Consider the following 15,310-nt stretch of genomic DNA (forward strand, 5'->3'; position numbering starts at 1 on the left):
TCAGTCGACGTCGACGTGGTCGAAGGTTTTGAGGATCTCCGTCAACACCTTGACGCACGCCCGCACGTCGGCATCCGTCAGATCTCCCCCGACCTGCCGGTTCAGCTCGTGCTCACGGGCGAGGACGGCGGTGATGACGTTCCGGCCCCCGTCCGTGAGCCGGATCAGCGAGGAGCGCTGGTGCGCCGGGTTGCCCGTTCTTGCGTTCGAGCCAGACGTACGGTCCGAAGCGCGCGACCACCGGCCGGTCGAGCAGCTCGCTCCAGAAGGCCGCCAGCCGGTCCGGATCGGCGGAGTCGACGATCACACAGTTGATGTCCATGGCCACCAACCTGCCAGCGGGAGCGTTACGGCACCACGGTCACCGGCCAGCGCCCCGCCTTCACCAGCCGGATCGCCACCGAGCCGACGATCCGGTGGCCGGCCTGCTCCGAGGCGCCGACCACCACGGCGTCCGCCTTGAGGTCGTCCGCCGCCTTCACCAGGCCGTTGTACGGGTCGCCGCGGAAGGTGTGGAACTCCCAGCGCACATCGAATATCCCCTTGGTCTGCTCCGTCGCGTGCCGGATCTGGGCCACCAGATCCTCGGCGATCTCGTCGGTCACCTCGGCGACCGGCGCCCCGAGCGCCGCGCCCGCCGACATCACCGGCTGGACGTACACCACGGCGAGCAGAGCGTGCTGGCGCCGGGCGAGACCACCCGCGTAGGCCGCCGCCCGCAGTGAGGAGTCGGAGCCGTCCACCCCGACCACGATGACCTTCGGCCCGTCCGTACCCCGCTCGAACCGGTGCGCGTGCTGTTCCGTCACGGCTGTGAGGCTATCGGAACCCCCAGGTCCGGACGTCGTGCCCGCCCTCGACGGGCGAGGAAGCCGACCCCTTCCTACCCTCGAAACCATGAGTGCCACCGTGGAGGCCGCCCCGGCCAAGGACGCCGCGGGCCCGATACGGCCGCCCGGCACCGTTGTCCCCGGCAGGGCTCGCGAGGGTTTCGCCACGTTCTTCGGCGCCCTTGGACCGCTCTGTTGCGCCACCCGCCGGGTCCGCCGCCACGCCACCCTCACCGACGCGGAGAGGGAACGGATCGTCGAGCGGGCCGACGCCCGGCGCGACTCCGAGACCGACGGCATCTCCCTGGACCTGATACCCCGTGACCGGAGCGCCCCCTACGGCGTGATGGAGCTCATGGCCGCAGAACTGTGCGCCGCCGGCCCCAGGCTGGGCATCCGCCGGTGGTTCGTCTCCGTACCGTCCCAGCGCAAACTCCGGGGAAACGGGCACCCGAAGGGCGGCCCGCGCCCCGCGAGCACCGCGGCGCTGCCCTCGCTGACGGCGCTCGGCCTCGACGGAGGGGACGAGGCCGGGCGCGCCGGGCCGGACGCGGACCTGCCCGAACAGGTCCGCGTCCGGTACCGCGAACGCGAACGGCCGCGCGCCGACGGCGCCGGCCCCTACCTCGTCGGCATCGCCTTCGTCCGGCTGCGCGACCGGTCCGGCGGCCACCAACTCGCGCCGCCGCTGACGTACCCCGGATGTGACCCGGCTGACGGCCCGTCATGGGCCGGGTGGGTGGAATCCTGCCGCCGCTGAGGTGTCGTCGTGGTGCGTCGGTGTCCGGCCGGGCGACTGATGAGTCATGCAGAAGGATCAGTTGCTCCCCCGGCTGCTCACCCGCCGCCGGGCCCTGCTCGCCGGCGCCGCCGCCGTCGGGGCGGCCGGCACCGCCGGGCTGTTCTCGCTGGGCGCGGACGCCGAGCCGGTCAGGCCCGCCGCCGCCCCGGCCGCCGGCCCCCAGGCGCGCCGCGCGCTCAAGCCCTCCGCCTACCGCCTCCAGCCCCTCACCGGCTACGGCCCGCCCCAGGCGGCCCCCCGCCGCACCCTGGCCCGCCGCACCCCGCTGCTGCGGGTGTCCGGCCGCGGCCGGACCATGGTGCTGACCTTCGACGACGGCCCCGACCCCCGCTACACGCCCGCCATCCTGGACACCCTCGCCGAGTACGAGGTGCGGGCGATGTTCTTCGTGTGCGGGGAGATGGCGGCCACCCGACCGGACCTGCTGGAGCGGATGGCGGAGGAGGGCCATGTGGTCGGCAACCACACCTGGTCCCACCCGCTGCTGACCCGGCTGACCCGCGGTCAGATCCGCTCCCAGATGGAACGCACCTGCGACATCATCGAGGAGGCCTACGGCGAACGCCCCCAGTGGTTCCGCGCGCCCTACGGCGCCTGGAACCGCGCCGCCTTCCAGCTCGGCGCCGATCTGGGCATGGAACCGCTGGCCTGGACGGTCGACACCCTCGACTGGACCACCCCCGGCAGCCGGACCATCGTCGGCCGGGTCGAGAAGGGCGCCGCCCCCGGCGTCGTGGTGCTCTCGCACGACGCCGGGGGCGACCGCACCCAGAGCGTCCGCGCGCTGCGGGACTATCTGCCCAAGCTGCTGGACGCCGGCTATCACGTCACCGTTCCCGAACGGCAGTACGTCTGACGGGCCTTCGCCCGCCCGGCCGGGGAACGCTCAGCGGACCTCGACCAGGCGGGCGAAGACCACCACATTGCCGTCGTAGCCGTTCTGCTTGGAGAAACCGCCGCCGCAGGTGATGACCCGCAATTCCGCGGTGCCCTTCGAGCCGTAGACGCGGTCGCCGGGGAAGTTGTTCTTCGCGAACACCTCGATGCCGTAGATCTCGAACACGGCGGTCTTTCCGTCCTTGCGCGCCACCTCGACGCGATTTCCCTTCTTCAGGGCGCCGAGCCCGTAGAACACGGCGGGCCCCTGGCTGTTGTCGACATGGCCCACGACGACCGCGGTGCCCTTCTCACCGGGGGAGACGGCGCCGGTGAACCAGCCCGCCAGGTTCGGGTCGTCCGGCGGCGGGGCGTCCACCCAGCCCTCGGCGTCCAGACCGACGGCCAGCATCGGCGCGTCGACCTGGATCGCGGGGATCCTGACCCGGTCGGGCACGCCGTACGGCAGCGGGGGCGCGGCGCCCACGAAGGTGCCGCCCTGCACCCGGCTGTCCGCCGCGGCGGCCGGCGCGGGCTGCGGAGGGCCCACGTCGAATTCCCCCGAACCATTGCGAATGAGCGCGAGGCCGGTCAGCAGAACAAGCGCTATCACGCCCCAAGGAGCGCGCTTCTTCCGCCGCTCCTCCTCTTCGGCCAGCTCGGACGCAGACATTCGTTTCCCCTCTCGACGCGGCCGTCGCCACGTCATTCGCGCATACGAGAACGCTAAGTGCCGAGCGGGAATCAGGCGACGGGTGCGGATGCGAACGGGTGGCCCTGACTCCTTTCGGCATCCGGTGGTGCGCCATCCGAGTTGCCGTGACCAGGAAATTTCTGACGGTCCGTGACCTGCGGCAATATCCGATTGTGCGGTTTTCCTTCGGCGTGTCCTCTCACCAGGACGGACCATTCCCGAAATGCGGCCTCCTGCCGGGCGTCTGAGGGTCTTTCTGGGAGGCGCTTTCTCGCCGATCGACCGGGGACGGGACCCGGGGCGTCTTCCGCGGAGGATCAGATGCGTAACTCTCGTGCCCTGGCGGTGTCAGCGGCGGCGTTCGCCGCCCTCGGGCTCGCCGCCCCCGAGGCCGTCGCCTGGGACCAGCCGAGCAACATCGTCGCCCTGCCCAGTGTCATCGCCCGCGGGGGCCAGATGACCATCACCGTCGACGGCTGCCGGGACGGCGGCACCGCGACCTCCAACGCGTTCCCCACGACCACGCTGTCGCCGATCAGCGGCGCCAACGAGACCTCGAAGGGCACCGCGACGGTCAACAGCAACGCGAGCCCCGGCACCTACGACATCACCGTCAGCTGCTCCGGCAAGTCGCTGACCCGCCCGGCCGCCTTCACCGTCATCGGCGGTGTGCGCGGCGGTATCGGGGGCAGCTCCTCCTCCGGGGCCACCCCGACCGACATCGCCATCGGCGGCGGTCTGGTGGCCGCGGCCGTCATCGGCGGCGGACTGTTCTGGATGCGCCGCCGCTCCGAGAAGCGGATCTGAGCCCCTTTCACGGCTCTGTTCGGGGATCGCACGTTCACGGCAACAGGCCTTCGCCCCGGCCCCCTTGCGGGGAACCGGGGCGAAGGCCTGTGCGCGTCGCGGCCGCGTCAGCCGCCGTCCTCGGCGGCGCGCTTGCGGGAGAGGCGGTACGCCGCCCCGATGGAGCCCGCGATGAGCGCGGCACCGAGGCCGATCTCCTTCAGGTCGAACCCGGCGATGCTGCCGCCCCCGCCCGCGTTCACGCCCTTCGGGGTGAGCGGCTGGGGCATCGGATTGCCGGTGGGCGTCCGGCCGCCGGCGATGGTCAGATCCGTCGAGCCGCTGACGTTGTCACAGGTGAACGTCACCTTGTACATGGCGCCCGGTTTGGCGTCCCAGTCCACGACGCCCGTCGCCTGGGACTGGCTCGGGTGGATGGTGACCGTGTCGAAGACCGCCGAGGTGACCGTCGCGGGTCCCTTGCAGCCGCCGTTCCGGTCGAGCACCAGGGTGACCTGTCCGCCCGCGGCGATCGTGGAGGGCAGGACGCTGAAGCCGAACGGCGTGATGTTCTCGTCGCCCATGGCCAGGGCGGCCGGCGCGGTGAGGGTCAGGGCGGTCATGCCCAGCAGTGCGGCCGAAGCGACGCGTATCGCGCGCATGGTGGTTCCTCCGGGTCCCCGAGGAGCAGCTGCGGACCTTTTCCGCTTGCGCCAGAAATGCACCTCGATGATCGAAACGCTAGGAAGGTGCGCACACCTGCGCGAACGCAGTCGTGCGAATGGGGCAACGGTGTGGGCCGCTCAGGGGACAGCCGTTCCTGCGGCCGGGGGACGGCGGCGGCGTGGCGCATCCGCCCCCTGGGTTCCGGGCTTCGGGCTTCGGGTGAGCGTCCGTCAGCCCTTGACGTCCGGGAAGAGGTCCAGGAACGGCTCCGCGGACGCCGTGATGCCACGGCTGTAGGGCGCGTCGAAGTCCCAGATGAGGAAGAGCAGGAAGGCGATCAGCGCGGAGAACAGCACGGCGAGGATCAGCTCGCGCGGTGTTCGGCGGATCTGCAGGGCGAGGATCATTCCGATGGTCACGATGGCCCCGGCGATCAGCCCGAACCACACCACCCCCGGCATGGTCTCGCCGGTCGAGCTGGCCCGGGCGTTGCGTGCCTGGTCCGCGGCGGCGACCTGGTCGACCAGCGGCTGGTAGGCCTGGGCCTCGAAGTCGTTGCGCGGCTTGTAGTCGATGACGTCCTCACGGACGCGCTGCAGCAGCTCGGCGCCGCGGTCGGTGACCTCGCCCCGGTCGGCCATTGTCTTCCACTCGGTGGTGACGACGTGTCCGACATAGGCGTTGACATCCTCCCGAATGCGGTCACGCACATCCGGTGGGTACACCCGGACCCGTTCGGAGATCTCGTGCAGGGCGACCGCCTCCGCCTGGACGTGCTCCTGCGCGGCGCTGCGTCCCTCCCACACCCCGGCGATGGCCAGGCCCAGGACGATGGCGTAGACCACGCCGATCCACATCGTCATGTACTCGATGACGTCCGGCGTCTCGGAGGGGTCCTCGTCGTCCGCCGCCGTGCGATGGCGTACGAACGTGATGGCGACCACCACGACGCAGGCGGCCAGCATCGCGAGGGTGAGAACAAGCCATTCCGGCAAGGGGTGCCTCCAGGATCAGCGCGGGCGGAGCGCGGCGACGGCGACGATCGCGGGCGCGGCGATGAGCAGAACGAAGGTGAGGGGCGCGGTGGTGCTGCGGGTGGGCGGCCGCTTGGGCGAGGTGCGGTAGCGCGGGTAGTGCACCGGGGCCGCGGAAGGAGGCGGTGTGGGCTTCGCCGACGGTGTCGGAGTCGGCTTCGGGCTCGGCGTCGGGGTGGGAGCGGGCGCGGGGGGCGGCGGGGTCGGCTGGGGGCGGGGGGCCGCGGGCGCGGGAGCCGGGGGCGGTGGGGGCTTCGGTGTCGGGGTGGGGGTCGGCTTGGGCGGCTTCGGGGTGGGCTTCGGCGGGGGTTCCGCAGTGGGGGTGGGTTTCGGCGGTTTCGGTGGGGGCGTCGGTGTCGGGCAGGGCGTCGGCGGAGGCGGGGGCGGCGTCGGTGTGGGGCACGAAGGGGGAGTGGGCCAGGTGGCGTTCCCGGCGACCGCCACCGCCTCGGTACCGCCCGGTCCGGTCGAGGCGTAGGCGCAGGCGTCGGCCGCGGCGGGACCGGCCGGTGCCCCCACGAGCAGCCAGCTCAGCGCCAGTAGCGCCAACACCCGTGCCGCGAGGGCGGATTGGGTCGATTCGGGTCCATGCACGACACAAGATCCTGGTGCCTGACGGCTGCTCAAGGGCCGTACTGCCCAGGGGATTGCCCCGAAGGAGGGACGGGACGTCGGGCGTCTTGATGGGCGGCCCGCTCGCGTGTCCGTCGGCCCGATCGCCTGTGCGAGTGGCGCCGGGTGTCACAGGTTCCGGAAAGAAAGTTGTGCCGCGGTTGAACACGACCATGGTCCCCGTGCGTACCCAGTGTCGTGCGGCGGCGCAGCAGGGCGCTGCAACACCCGTACAAATATGGGGAGTTGACGATGAAGACCTCGTGGCGGAGCGCCTCGCTCGTGGTGAGCGCCGTGGCGACACTGGCGCTGACGACGGCGTGCGGTCAGGAGACGACCCCGCCGGCGAGCAGCCAGAACGTCGGTGCGACGGCCGCGGCCGGAGACTACGGAACCGCGGGGGCCGGCCTGGGGAACGGCACTGAATCCGGCACCGCCGGGGCCGGCGCGCAGGGCGCCGCGACCCAGACGACCCCCGCGGGCGAGCTGTCCGTGTCCGCCAACGCCGAGCTCGGCCAGGTGCTGACCGACAGCGCCGGGCTCACCCTCTACCGCTTCGACAAGGACACCGCCGAACCGCCCAAGACGAACTGTGAGGGCGACTGCGCCACGACCTGGCCGCCGGTTCCCGCGGACGATGCCAGCGCCGGTGCCGGTGTGGACAAGTCCCAGCTCGGCGAGGTCACCCGGACCGACGGCACCAAGCAGCTGACGATCGGCGGCTGGCCGGCGTACCGCTATGCCAAGGATGTCAACGCGGGCGAGACCAAGGGTCAGGGCGTGGGCGGCACTTGGTACGCGCTGGCCCCCGACGGCAAGAAGGCCAAGGCCGCCGCCGATCTGCCGGGACTGTCCACCCGCAATGACCCGAAGCTCGGCGAGATCGTCGTCGACAAGAACGGCATGACGGTCTACCGCTTCCTGAAGGACACGCAGTGGCCGATGTCGACCGCCTGCGCCGGTGCCTGCCTGGACAAGTGGCCCGTGGTCGCCCCGGTCGACGCCAAGGACACCAAGGGCATCGATCTGCAGGGGTCCACCCCCAACCGGGGCTACGTCGTCTTCGACCGCCCCGACGGCATCAAGCAGCAGTCCATCGACTGTGTGCCGATCTACACCTTCGCCGGTGACAAGAAGCCCGGCGACACCAACGGTCAGGGTGTGGGCGGCACCTGGTACGCCGTCCGCCCCGACGGCAAGGCGGTCGGCGCGCCGAACAAGGAGTAGGAGGCGAACACCCAGCGAGTGCCGGACGAACGGTCAGCGCGCGCGATACGGTCCACCCCCTTCGCCCGCAACGGAGGGGGTGGACCCGTGTGCGTGCCGCGGCCCAACTCTTCGTCCCCTTCAGCATGATTCGGAACTCTGTGGAATACTTCGGATGCATTTCGTAGCGGATTTGCCGTCGGCGAATTCGGCACGTGCCGCAGGCAGTGACCGGGAACGGATGGTCAATTTCCGTTTCGGCTCGCTCCATTGGCAGGCGATCAGTAGCCTCAGCTCGAACACTGGATCGCCTGAGCCTTGGAGAGATAGATGGAGCGTCCCGCCTGGGCACCACGGAGCATCGACATCTCGGTGCCGAGCGTCTCGCGAATCTACGACTACTACCTGGGCGGTTCGCACAACTTCGAGGTCGACCGGGAAGCCGCCCGCAAGGCCATGGGGTTCATGCCGGGACTTCCCAAGATCATGCAGGCGAACCGGGCGTTCATGCGCCGCGCCGTGCGCTACGCGGCCGCCGAGGGGATCACCCAGTTCCTCGACATCGGCTCGGGCATCCCGACCTTCGGCAACGTCCACGAGGTGGCCCAGGCGGCCAGCCCCCGCGCGCACGTGGTCTACGTCGACCATGACCCGGTGGCCGTCGCGCACAGCCAGGCGGTGCTGAACGGCGACGAGCACACCGACGTCGTCGCGGCCGATCTGCGCAAGCCCCAGGACATTCTGGCGAGCCCTCAGGTCGAGCGGCTCATCGACCTGAACCGTCCGGTGGCCCTGCTGCTCGTTGCCATACTGCACTTCGTGGAAGACGCGGACGACCCGTACGCTGCGGTGGCCGAGCTGCGCGACGCGCTCGCGCCCGGCAGCCTGCTGATCCTCACACATGCCTCGTACGAGGGAATCCCGCTCACCGCGGAGCGGGCCGAGGGCACGGTGGGCGTATACAAGGACATTCGCAACCCGCTGATCATGCGCTCGCGCGAGGAGATCGCGCGGTTCTTCGAGGGGTACGACATGGTGGAACCCGGACTGGTGTCGATGCCGCACTGGCGGCCGGACACCGCACCGGAGGAGGAGGATCCCTGGGCCTTCTCCGGTTTCGCGGGCGTGGGGCGTACGGCGTGAGCGCGGAGCCGGACGGGCCGGAGGACAGACTGCGCCGGTTCGCGACCATCTGGAGCCGGGCCGTGTTCCCCGTGACCTCCACGTCGTCGACCCGGCCGGAGTTCGAGGAGCAACTGCTGCCGCTCGCCCGGCGGTTGAGCCATGCGCTGCGGGCCAGGACCTTCGACGCGGACGAGGGCAGGGCGGTGGGCGCCGCCCTGGTGGACGCGCACTGCACCGACCCGGAGGCGCTCAGCCACAGCCTCGACTGCGTCGACGCCTACCTGGTGCTGTACTGCGGTGACGAAGGCCCGCGCGAGGACCAGCGGGCGCGCTCCGCGCGGCTCCAGCACGCCATGGCCGCCGGATACGCCCAGGCGCTGCGGGAACGGACGCTGGCCGAGCAGGAGTCGATCTCCGCGGCCGCCCTGACGGCGCAGGGCGTGGTGGCGCAGGCGCTGCACGCCAGCGAGGCTCGCTTCCGCGCCGTGTTCGAGGGCGCCGCCATAGGGATCGGCATCGCCGACCTCGCGGGCAACATACTGCAGGTCAACGGCGCGCTGGTGCGCATGTTCGGCGGCGCCGAGCAGCTCGTGCGGGGCCGTAACGTCATGCAGTGGACGCACCCCGAGGACGCCCCGCAGGTGTGGAAGCTCTACGAGGAGCTGGTGCGGGGCGAGCGCGAGCACTACCACGTGGAGAAGGCGTTCTACCGCCCCGACGGAACGGTCCTGTGGACCAATCTGACGGTCTCCCTGCTGCGGGACGCCGACGGCAACCCCGAGTACCAGCTCGCCCTCATGGAGGACACCACCGAGCGGCGGCTGCTCAACCTCCGGCTGCGCTACGAGGCCACGCACGACGCGCTCACCGGGCTGCCCAACCGCACGCTGTTCTTCGAACGCCTGGAGAAGGCCCTCACCGCGGGCGAGGGCCAGCGTTTCGGCCTGTGCTATCTCGACCTCGACGGCTTCAAGACCATCAACGACAGCCTCGGCCACGCGGCCGGCGACCGGCTGCTCGTCGAGGTCGCCGACCGGCTGCAGTCCTGCGCGACCGCGCCCGGCGAGATGGTCGCGCGGCTCGGCGGTGACGAGTTCGTGGCGCTGACCACCGGTCCGGACACCGAGCGCGAGGTCGACGAGCTGGCCGCCCGGATCATGAACGTGCTGATCGCCCCGATCAGCGTCGACGGCCGGGAGCTGACCGTGCGCGGCAGCATCGGCATCGTCGAGGGGCCGGCGGGCGAGCGCAGCCCGGCGGAGGTGCTGCGCAGCGCCGACATCACCATGTACCGGGCCAAGTCGGCGGGCGGCAACCGCTTCGAACTGGCGGACCCGGAGGCCGACGCCCGTGCGATCACCCGGCACGGGCTGACCACGTCGCTGCCGACCGCCCTGGACCGGGGCGAGTTCTTCATCGAGTACCAGCCGCTGGTCCACCTCGGCGACGGCAGCGTCCGGGGCGCCGAGGCCCTGGTGCGCTGGCTGCACCCGCAGCACGGCGTGCTCGGCCCCGACCGCTTCATCCCGCTCGCCGAGCACACGGGACTGATCGTTCCGCTCGGCCGCTGGGTGCTGGAACAGTCGGTGCGCCAGGCCCGGGAGTGGCGCGAGCGCCACTCGCACGCCGGCCCGCTGCGCATCAACGTCAACCTCTCCCCGTGCCAGCTCACGCACCCCGGCCTGGTGCAGGACACGGTCGACATCCTGGAGCGCACGGGCGTAGACCCCGACGCGCTCTGCCTGGAGGTCACGGAGTCGGCGCTGATCGGCGCGGACGACGACCTGCTGAAACCGCTGCGCCGCCTGGCCGAGATGGGCGTCGACATCGCCCTGGACGACTTCGGCACCGGCTACTCCAACCTCGCCAACCTGCGCCGCCTGCCGGTGAGCATCCTCAAACTGGACCGCTCCTTCACCCAGAGCATGCAGCAGTTCCCCGCGGACCCCGTCGACCTCAAGATCGTCGAGGGGATCGTTTCCCTGGCCCACAGCCTGAACCTCGCGGTCACCGTCGAGGGCGTGGAAACAGGCGCCCAGGCCGAACAGCTCCGCATACTGGGCTGCGACACGGCCCAGGGCTGGTACTACGCCCGCCCGGGCCCGCCGGAGCGACTGCACGAGCTGGCGCTGGTGGACGCGACGGGCTGAACTTCCTGAACGCCCCTTGGGGGAACTCCCAAGGGGCGCGGGGAACTGCGCGAGCAACCACCGACGACCGGCCCCCCGCAACGGCGAGCCGCCAGGCAGACGCAATCCGGGACCTCACCACACCCACGTCACCGCTCAAGCAACATCCGCTGCAACTCCCGCGCGGCCCGAGGCGGAGCCACATCGCTGCGGTGGGCGAGCGCGATGGTGCGGTGCAGTCCGGGGCTGGCCAGCGGGGTGACCCGCAGTCCCCGTCCCGCCCGCGCCGCCACCATCCGCGGGACCACCGCCACGCCCAACCCCGCCCGTGCGAAGCCCAGGACCGCGTCCATCTCGCCGCCCTCCACCGCGAAATCCGGCTCGAACCCAGCGGAGCGACACGCGGCGACCGTCAGTTCGCGCAGGTCGTAGCCGTGGCGGAACATCACCAGGCGTTCGCCCTCCAGGTCGGCGACACTCACCGCGCGCCGGCCGCCGCCGGGTTTGGGGGCGTCCGGGGAGGAGACGATCACCAGGTCCTCGCGGAGGAGCTCCACTGTGGCGAGGGCGGGCGAGGGGGTCGGGAGGGGGAGGACGACCAACGCCAGGTCCAGGGCGCCGCGCGCCAGTTCGCGCACCAGGTCGTGGGAGCCGCCCTCCTCGATCAGCAGGCGGATGCCGGGATAGCGGTCGTGGAAGGCGCGCAGGACGTCCGGGAGGAGGCCGGTGCACAGGCTCGGTGTCGCGCCGAGCCGTACGCGACCGCTGCGCAACTGGACCAGTTCCTGAACCTCAAGCCGCGCTGTATCCGCGTCGGCCAGGATGCGCCGGGCCAGCGGCAGCAGGGCCTCGCCCGCGTCGGTGAGGGTGATGTTGCCGCGGGCCCGCAGGAACAGGTCCGCGCCGAGCTCCCGCTCCAGGGCCTTGATCTGCTGGGACAGGGACGGCTGCGCCACGTGGACCAGGTCGGCGGCCCGCGTGAAGTGCCGGGTCTCGGCGACCGCCACGAAGTACTGGAGCTGCTGGAACTGCATGGCCCTCACGATAGCCGTTGGCTATGGAAACGAGCCGGAGGATGTCTTGGACCGATCGGGCACTCGCCCCCTAACTTCTAGTGACATGGCTCTGGCAACGCGGACGGACCGACGACCGTCCATGGCACGCACGGTGTGGGACAGCTCCGTCGGCAAGAAGACCGTGATGGCGGTCAGCGGGCTGATCATGCTGTCGTACCTGGTCGTCCACATGATGGGAAACCTGAAGATCTTCTTCGGGGCCGGTGAGTTCAACGAGTACGCGCACTGGCTGCGCACGGTCGGCCAGCCCTTCATGCACTACGAGTGGACGCTCTGGCTCGTCCGCATCGTGCTGGTGGTCGCAGTGATCGCGCACGGTGTCTCCGCGTACCAGCTCAGCCGCCGTGACATCAAGGCGCGGCCCAGCAAGTACGTGCACAAGAAGCCGCGGGCGAGTTACGCCACCCGCACCATGCGCTGGGGCGGGATCATCCTCGCCCTGTTCATCGTCTGGCACATCCTCGACCTGACGACCGGCACCGTGCACTCGGGCGGCTTCGAGGAGGGACGCCCGTACCAGAACGTCATCGACACCTTCTCCACCTGGTACGGCAACGTCATCTACATCGTGGCGATGCTCGCCGTCGGCATGCACATCCGGCACGGCTTCTGGAGCGCGGCCCAGACCCTGGGCGCGGGCAGCCGTACCCGCGACCGCGCCCTGAAGACCGTCGCCAACGTTCTCGCGCTTGTGCTCACGTGCGGCTTCCTCGCCGTGCCCGTGGGCGTCATGACCGGAGTGGTGAGCTGAGATGACCTACACCGACTATCCGACCGGCGAACCGGTCATCGACACGAAGGCGCCGCAGGGCCCGGTCAACGAGCGCTGGGACAAGCGCCGTTTCGAGGCCAAGCTGGTCAACCCGGCCAACCGGCGCAAGCACACGGTGATCGTCGTCGGCACCGGCCTGGCCGGCGGCTCGGCCGGCGCCACGCTCGCCGAACAGGGCTACCACGTCGTCCAGTTCTGCTACCAGGACTCCCCGCGCCGCGCCCACTCCATCGCCGCGCAGGGCGGCATCAACGCCGCGAAGAACTACCGCAACGACGGCGACTCCGTCCACCGGCTGTTCTACGACACCGTCAAGGGCGGCGACTTCCGGGCGCGGGAGTCGAATGTGCACCGGCTGGCGCAGATCTCGGTCGAGATCATCGATCAGTGCGTGGCCCAAGGTGTGCCGTTCGCGCGGGAGTACGGCGGTCTCCTCGACACCCGCTCCTTCGGCGGCGTCCAGGTCTCGCGGACCTTCTACGCCCGTGGCCAGACGGGTCAGCAGCTCCTGCTCGGCGCTTACCAGGCGCTCAGCAGGCAGATCGCCGCGGGAAATGTGGAGATGCACCCGCGGACCGAGATGCTCGACCTGATCGTCGTCGACGGGCGGGCCCGCGGCATCGTCGCCCGGGATCTCATCACCGGCAAGATCGACACGTACTTCGCGGACGCCGTCGTACTCGCCAGTGGCGGTTACGGCAACGTCTTCTACCTGTCGACGAACGCCATGAACTCCAACGCCACCGCCATCTGGCGGGCCCACCGGCGCGGCGCCTACTTCGCCAACCCCTGCTTCACACAGATCCACCCGACCTGCATCCCGCGCACCGGCGACCACCAGTCCAAGCTGACGCTGATGAGCGAGTCGCTGCGCAACGACGGCCGGATCTGGGTGCCGAAGGCCAAGGGCGACGACCGTCCCGCCAACAAGATCCCCGAGGACGAGCGCGACTACTACCTGGAGCGCATCTACCCGTCCTTCGGCAACCTCGTGCCCCGTGACATCGCCTCCCGCGCCGCGAAGAACGTCTGCGACGAGGGCCGGGGCGTCGGCCCCGGCGGGCAGGGCGTCTACCTCGACTTCGCCGACGCCATCAAGCGCATGGGCCGCAAGGCCGTCGAGGCCAAGTACGGCAACCTCTTCGACATGTACCAGCGGATCACCGACGAGGATCCGTACCAGGTGCCGATGCGGATCTACCCCGCCGTGCACTACACGATGGGCGGACTGTGGGTCGACTACGACCTCCAGACCACCGTGCCCGGCCTGTTCGCGATCGGCGAGGCCAACTTCTCCGACCACGGAGCCAACCGCCTCGGCGCCTCCGCGCTGATGCAGGGCCTGGCCGACGGCTACTTCGTGCTGCCGGCGACCATCAACGACTACCTGGCCCGCAACCCGCACCAGGACACGATCACCGCCGAACACCCTGTCGTCCAGGAGGTGTTGGCCGAGACCGAGGACCGGATCAACCTCCTGCTCTCCGTCGACGGAGACCGCACCCCGGACTCCTTCCACCGCGAAGTCGGCGAACTCATGTGGGAGTTCTGCGGCATGGCCCGCACCGACTCCGGGCTGCGCAAGGCACTGGAGCGCATACCGCAGATCCGCGAGGAGTTCTGGCGGCGCATCAAGGTGCCCGGCACCGGCGAGGAGTTCAACCAGTCGCTGGAGAAGGCCAACCGGGTCGTGGACTACCTGGAGCTCGCCGAGCTGATGTGCCTCGACGCGCTGCACCGCGCCGAGTCCTGCGGCGGTCACTTCCGCGAGGAGTCCCAGACCCCCGACGGTGAGGCCGAGCGCCGCGACGACGAGTTCTCCTACGCGGCCGCCTGGGAGTTCGCCGGGACCGGCGAGGCCCCCACCCTGCACAAGGAAGACCTGGTCTTCGAGTACGTCCACCCCACTCAGCGGAGCTACGCATGAAGCTCACCCTGCGCGTCTGGCGCCAGAAGAACGCCGACGCCGACGGCGCCATGTCCACATACGAGGTGGACGGGATCTCCTCCGACATGTCGTTCCTGGAGATGCTCGACACGCTCAACGAAGAGCTCATCCTGCGCGGCGAGGACCCGGTCGCCTTCGACCACGACTGCCGTGAGGGCATCTGCGGCGCGTGCTCCCTCGTCATCAACGGGGATGCGCACGGCCCTGAGCGGACGACCACGTGTCAGCTGCACATGCGGTCCTTCAAGGACGGCGACACGATCGACATCGAGCCGTGGCGGGCCTCCGCCTTCCCAGTGATCAAGGACCTGGTGGTGGACCGGTCCGCCTTCGACCGGATCATCCAGGCCGGCGGCTACATCACCGCGCCGACCGGTGCCGCGCCCGAGGCCCACGCCACTCCGGTGCCCAAGCCGGACGCCGACTTCGCCTTCGAGCACGCCGAGTGCATCGGATGCGGGGCGTGTGTCGCCGCCTGTCCGAACGGTGCGGCGATGCTGTTCACCTCCGCCAAGATCAACCACCTGAACGTGCTGCCTCAGGGTGCTCCCGAGCGGGAGACGCGCGTGCTGGACATGGTCGCGCAGATGGACGACGAGGGCTTCGGCGGCTGCACCCTGACCGGCGAGTGCGCCACGGCCTGCCCGAAGGGCATCCCGCTGGTCTCCATCACGAGCATGAACAAGGAGTGGCTGCGGGCCACCCGCAAGGTGGGCAAGCGGTAAGGCCCACGGCAAGAAGCGTTCGCCGAAGA

At 70.5% G+C, this 15,310-nt stretch carries 17 protein-coding genes and 1 pseudogene; 10 read left to right on the forward strand and 8 right to left on the reverse strand.

All coding sequences use genetic code 11. The features are described from left to right. The 3 genes and pseudogenes from RMT89_RS11000 to RMT89_RS11010 all read right to left on the reverse strand — a co-directional run. Window positions 1–198: pseudogene (locus RMT89_RS11000) on the reverse strand (MarR family transcriptional regulator); the annotation flags it as partial. After that, window positions 113–322 carry a VOC family protein gene (locus RMT89_RS11005; RefSeq protein ID WP_315883634.1) on the reverse strand — a complete coding sequence of 70 codons (210 nt, stop codon included), beginning with the start codon at window positions 320–322 and terminating at the stop codon, window positions 113–115. The pseudogene RMT89_RS11000 and the gene RMT89_RS11005, both read right to left, overlap by 86 nt. Window positions 323–347: 25 nt before the next feature. Beyond that, window positions 348–809 carry a universal stress protein gene (locus tag RMT89_RS11010; protein ID WP_315883635.1) on the reverse strand — a complete coding sequence of 154 codons (462 nt, stop codon included), beginning with the start codon at window positions 807–809 and terminating at the stop codon, window positions 348–350. Window positions 810–897: 88 nt separating this feature from the next. Between RMT89_RS11010 and RMT89_RS45915 the strand changes: the two genes are divergently transcribed. Next, window positions 898–1,590, forward strand: coding sequence for a hypothetical protein (locus tag RMT89_RS45915; RefSeq protein ID WP_399497926.1), 693 nt, complete (start codon window positions 898–900; stop codon window positions 1,588–1,590). A 46-nt stretch (window positions 1,591–1,636) separates the two neighbouring features. Then, window positions 1,637–2,488 carry a polysaccharide deacetylase family protein gene (locus RMT89_RS11020; protein ID WP_315883636.1) on the forward strand — a complete coding sequence of 284 codons (852 nt, stop codon included), beginning with the start codon at window positions 1,637–1,639 and terminating at the stop codon, window positions 2,486–2,488. A gap of 30 nt (window positions 2,489–2,518) precedes the next feature. Here RMT89_RS11020 and RMT89_RS11025 read toward each other — a convergent pair whose 3' ends face one another. Then, a complete protein-coding gene (locus tag RMT89_RS11025) occupies window positions 2,519–3,181 on the reverse strand; it encodes a class F sortase (RefSeq protein ID WP_315883637.1) in 663 nt (220 codons plus the stop codon). A 342-nt stretch (window positions 3,182–3,523) separates the two neighbouring features. Here RMT89_RS11025 and RMT89_RS11030 point away from each other — a divergent pair, with 342 nt between their 5' ends. Further along, entirely contained in the window at window positions 3,524–4,009 is a 486-nt protein-coding gene (locus RMT89_RS11030; protein WP_315883638.1) for a hypothetical protein, read from the forward strand. A 107-nt stretch (window positions 4,010–4,116) separates the two neighbouring features. Here the strand turns inward: RMT89_RS11030 and RMT89_RS11035 are convergent, their stop codons facing one another. The 3 genes from RMT89_RS11035 to RMT89_RS11045 form a co-directional block, all read right to left on the reverse strand. Beyond that, the gene (locus RMT89_RS11035) at window positions 4,117–4,650 is read right to left on the reverse strand and encodes a hypothetical protein (RefSeq protein WP_315883639.1); all 534 of its coding nucleotides are present in this window, start codon (window positions 4,648–4,650) and stop codon (window positions 4,117–4,119) included. A 234-nt stretch (window positions 4,651–4,884) separates the two neighbouring features. Continuing rightward, window positions 4,885–5,649, reverse strand: coding sequence for a DUF4239 domain-containing protein (locus RMT89_RS11040; RefSeq protein ID WP_315883640.1), 765 nt, complete (start codon window positions 5,647–5,649; stop codon window positions 4,885–4,887). Between the two features lie 15 nt (window positions 5,650–5,664). Further along, window positions 5,665–5,793: a hypothetical protein gene (locus RMT89_RS11045; RefSeq protein WP_315883641.1), complete on the reverse strand. Its 129-nt coding sequence runs from the start codon at window positions 5,791–5,793 to the stop codon at window positions 5,665–5,667. 22 nt (window positions 5,794–5,815) lie between these two features. Here RMT89_RS11045 and RMT89_RS11050 point away from each other — a divergent pair, with 22 nt between their 5' ends. The 4 genes from RMT89_RS11050 to RMT89_RS11065 all read left to right on the forward strand — a co-directional run bounded on the left by RMT89_RS11050 (window position 5,816) and on the right by RMT89_RS11065 (window position 10,781). Then, complete coding sequence (locus tag RMT89_RS11050) at window positions 5,816–6,166, forward strand: hypothetical protein (protein ID WP_315883642.1); 351 nt, start codon at window positions 5,816–5,818, stop codon at window positions 6,164–6,166. 386 nt (window positions 6,167–6,552) lie between these two features. Then, on the forward strand, window positions 6,553–7,527 hold the full coding sequence (locus tag RMT89_RS11055) for an SCO0930 family lipoprotein (protein WP_315883643.1): 975 nt from the start codon (window positions 6,553–6,555) through the stop codon (window positions 7,525–7,527). A gap of 309 nt (window positions 7,528–7,836) precedes the next feature. Then, complete coding sequence (locus RMT89_RS11060; RefSeq protein ID WP_315883644.1) at window positions 7,837–8,649, forward strand: SAM-dependent methyltransferase; 813 nt, start codon at window positions 7,837–7,839, stop codon at window positions 8,647–8,649. Next, entirely contained in the window at window positions 8,646–10,781 is a 2,136-nt protein-coding gene (locus tag RMT89_RS11065) for an EAL domain-containing protein (RefSeq protein WP_315883645.1), read from the forward strand. The genes RMT89_RS11060 and RMT89_RS11065 overlap by 4 nt, the downstream gene beginning before the upstream one ends. A gap of 128 nt (window positions 10,782–10,909) precedes the next feature. Here the strand turns inward: RMT89_RS11065 and RMT89_RS11070 are convergent, their stop codons facing one another. Continuing rightward, window positions 10,910–11,794 (reverse strand): LysR substrate-binding domain-containing protein, encoded by an 885-nt coding sequence (locus tag RMT89_RS11070; RefSeq protein ID WP_315883646.1) that lies wholly within the window; start codon window positions 11,792–11,794, stop codon window positions 10,910–10,912. Between the two features lie 121 nt (window positions 11,795–11,915). Between RMT89_RS11070 and RMT89_RS11075 the strand changes: the two genes are divergently transcribed. Genes RMT89_RS11075 through RMT89_RS11085 form a run of 3 tightly spaced genes read left to right on the forward strand, consistent with a single transcriptional unit; the run spans window position 11,916 to window position 15,281 of the window. Then, complete coding sequence (locus tag RMT89_RS11075) at window positions 11,916–12,587, forward strand: succinate dehydrogenase (protein ID WP_315883647.1); 672 nt, start codon at window positions 11,916–11,918, stop codon at window positions 12,585–12,587. Window position 12,588: 1 nt separating this feature from the next. After that, entirely contained in the window at window positions 12,589–14,535 is a 1,947-nt protein-coding gene (locus RMT89_RS11080; protein WP_315883648.1) for a fumarate reductase/succinate dehydrogenase flavoprotein subunit, read from the forward strand. Next, window positions 14,532–15,281, forward strand: a complete 750-nt coding sequence (locus tag RMT89_RS11085; protein WP_315883649.1) for a succinate dehydrogenase/fumarate reductase iron-sulfur subunit — start codon at window positions 14,532–14,534, stop codon at window positions 15,279–15,281. The genes RMT89_RS11080 and RMT89_RS11085 overlap by 4 nt, the downstream gene beginning before the upstream one ends. Window positions 15,282–15,310: the final 29 nt, after the last annotated feature.

This window comes from Streptomyces sp. P17 (assembly GCF_032436805.1).
In the GTDB taxonomy this organism is placed as follows: Bacteria; Actinomycetota; Actinomycetes; order Streptomycetales; family Streptomycetaceae; genus Streptomyces.

Bases quoted from the DNA above. Each gene is read 5' to 3' on its own strand.
- RMT89_RS11005 (WP_315883634.1), bottom strand. From the start codon at position 322: ATGGACATCAACTGTGTGATCGTCGACTCCGCCGATCCGGACCGGCTG.
- RMT89_RS45915 (WP_399497926.1), top strand. From the start codon at position 898: ATGAGTGCCACCGTGGAGGCCGCCCCGGCCAAGGACGCCGCGGGCCCG.
- RMT89_RS11020 (WP_315883636.1), top strand. From the start codon at position 1,637: ATGCAGAAGGATCAGTTGCTCCCCCGGCTGCTCACCCGCCGCCGGGCC.
- RMT89_RS11025 (WP_315883637.1), bottom strand. From the start codon at position 3,181: ATGTCTGCGTCCGAGCTGGCCGAAGAGGAGGAGCGGCGGAAGAAGCGC.
- RMT89_RS11030 (WP_315883638.1), top strand. From the start codon at position 3,524: ATGCGTAACTCTCGTGCCCTGGCGGTGTCAGCGGCGGCGTTCGCCGCC.
- RMT89_RS11035 (WP_315883639.1), bottom strand. From the start codon at position 4,650: ATGCGCGCGATACGCGTCGCTTCGGCCGCACTGCTGGGCATGACCGCC.
- RMT89_RS11055 (WP_315883643.1), top strand. From the start codon at position 6,553: ATGAAGACCTCGTGGCGGAGCGCCTCGCTCGTGGTGAGCGCCGTGGCG.
- RMT89_RS11060 (WP_315883644.1), top strand. From the start codon at position 7,837: ATGGAGCGTCCCGCCTGGGCACCACGGAGCATCGACATCTCGGTGCCG.
- RMT89_RS11070 (WP_315883646.1), bottom strand. From the start codon at position 11,794: ATGCAGTTCCAGCAGCTCCAGTACTTCGTGGCGGTCGCCGAGACCCGG.
- RMT89_RS11075 (WP_315883647.1), top strand. From the start codon at position 11,916: ATGGCACGCACGGTGTGGGACAGCTCCGTCGGCAAGAAGACCGTGATG.
- RMT89_RS11080 (WP_315883648.1), top strand. From the start codon at position 12,589: ATGACCTACACCGACTATCCGACCGGCGAACCGGTCATCGACACGAAG.
- RMT89_RS11085 (WP_315883649.1), top strand. From the start codon at position 14,532: ATGAAGCTCACCCTGCGCGTCTGGCGCCAGAAGAACGCCGACGCCGAC.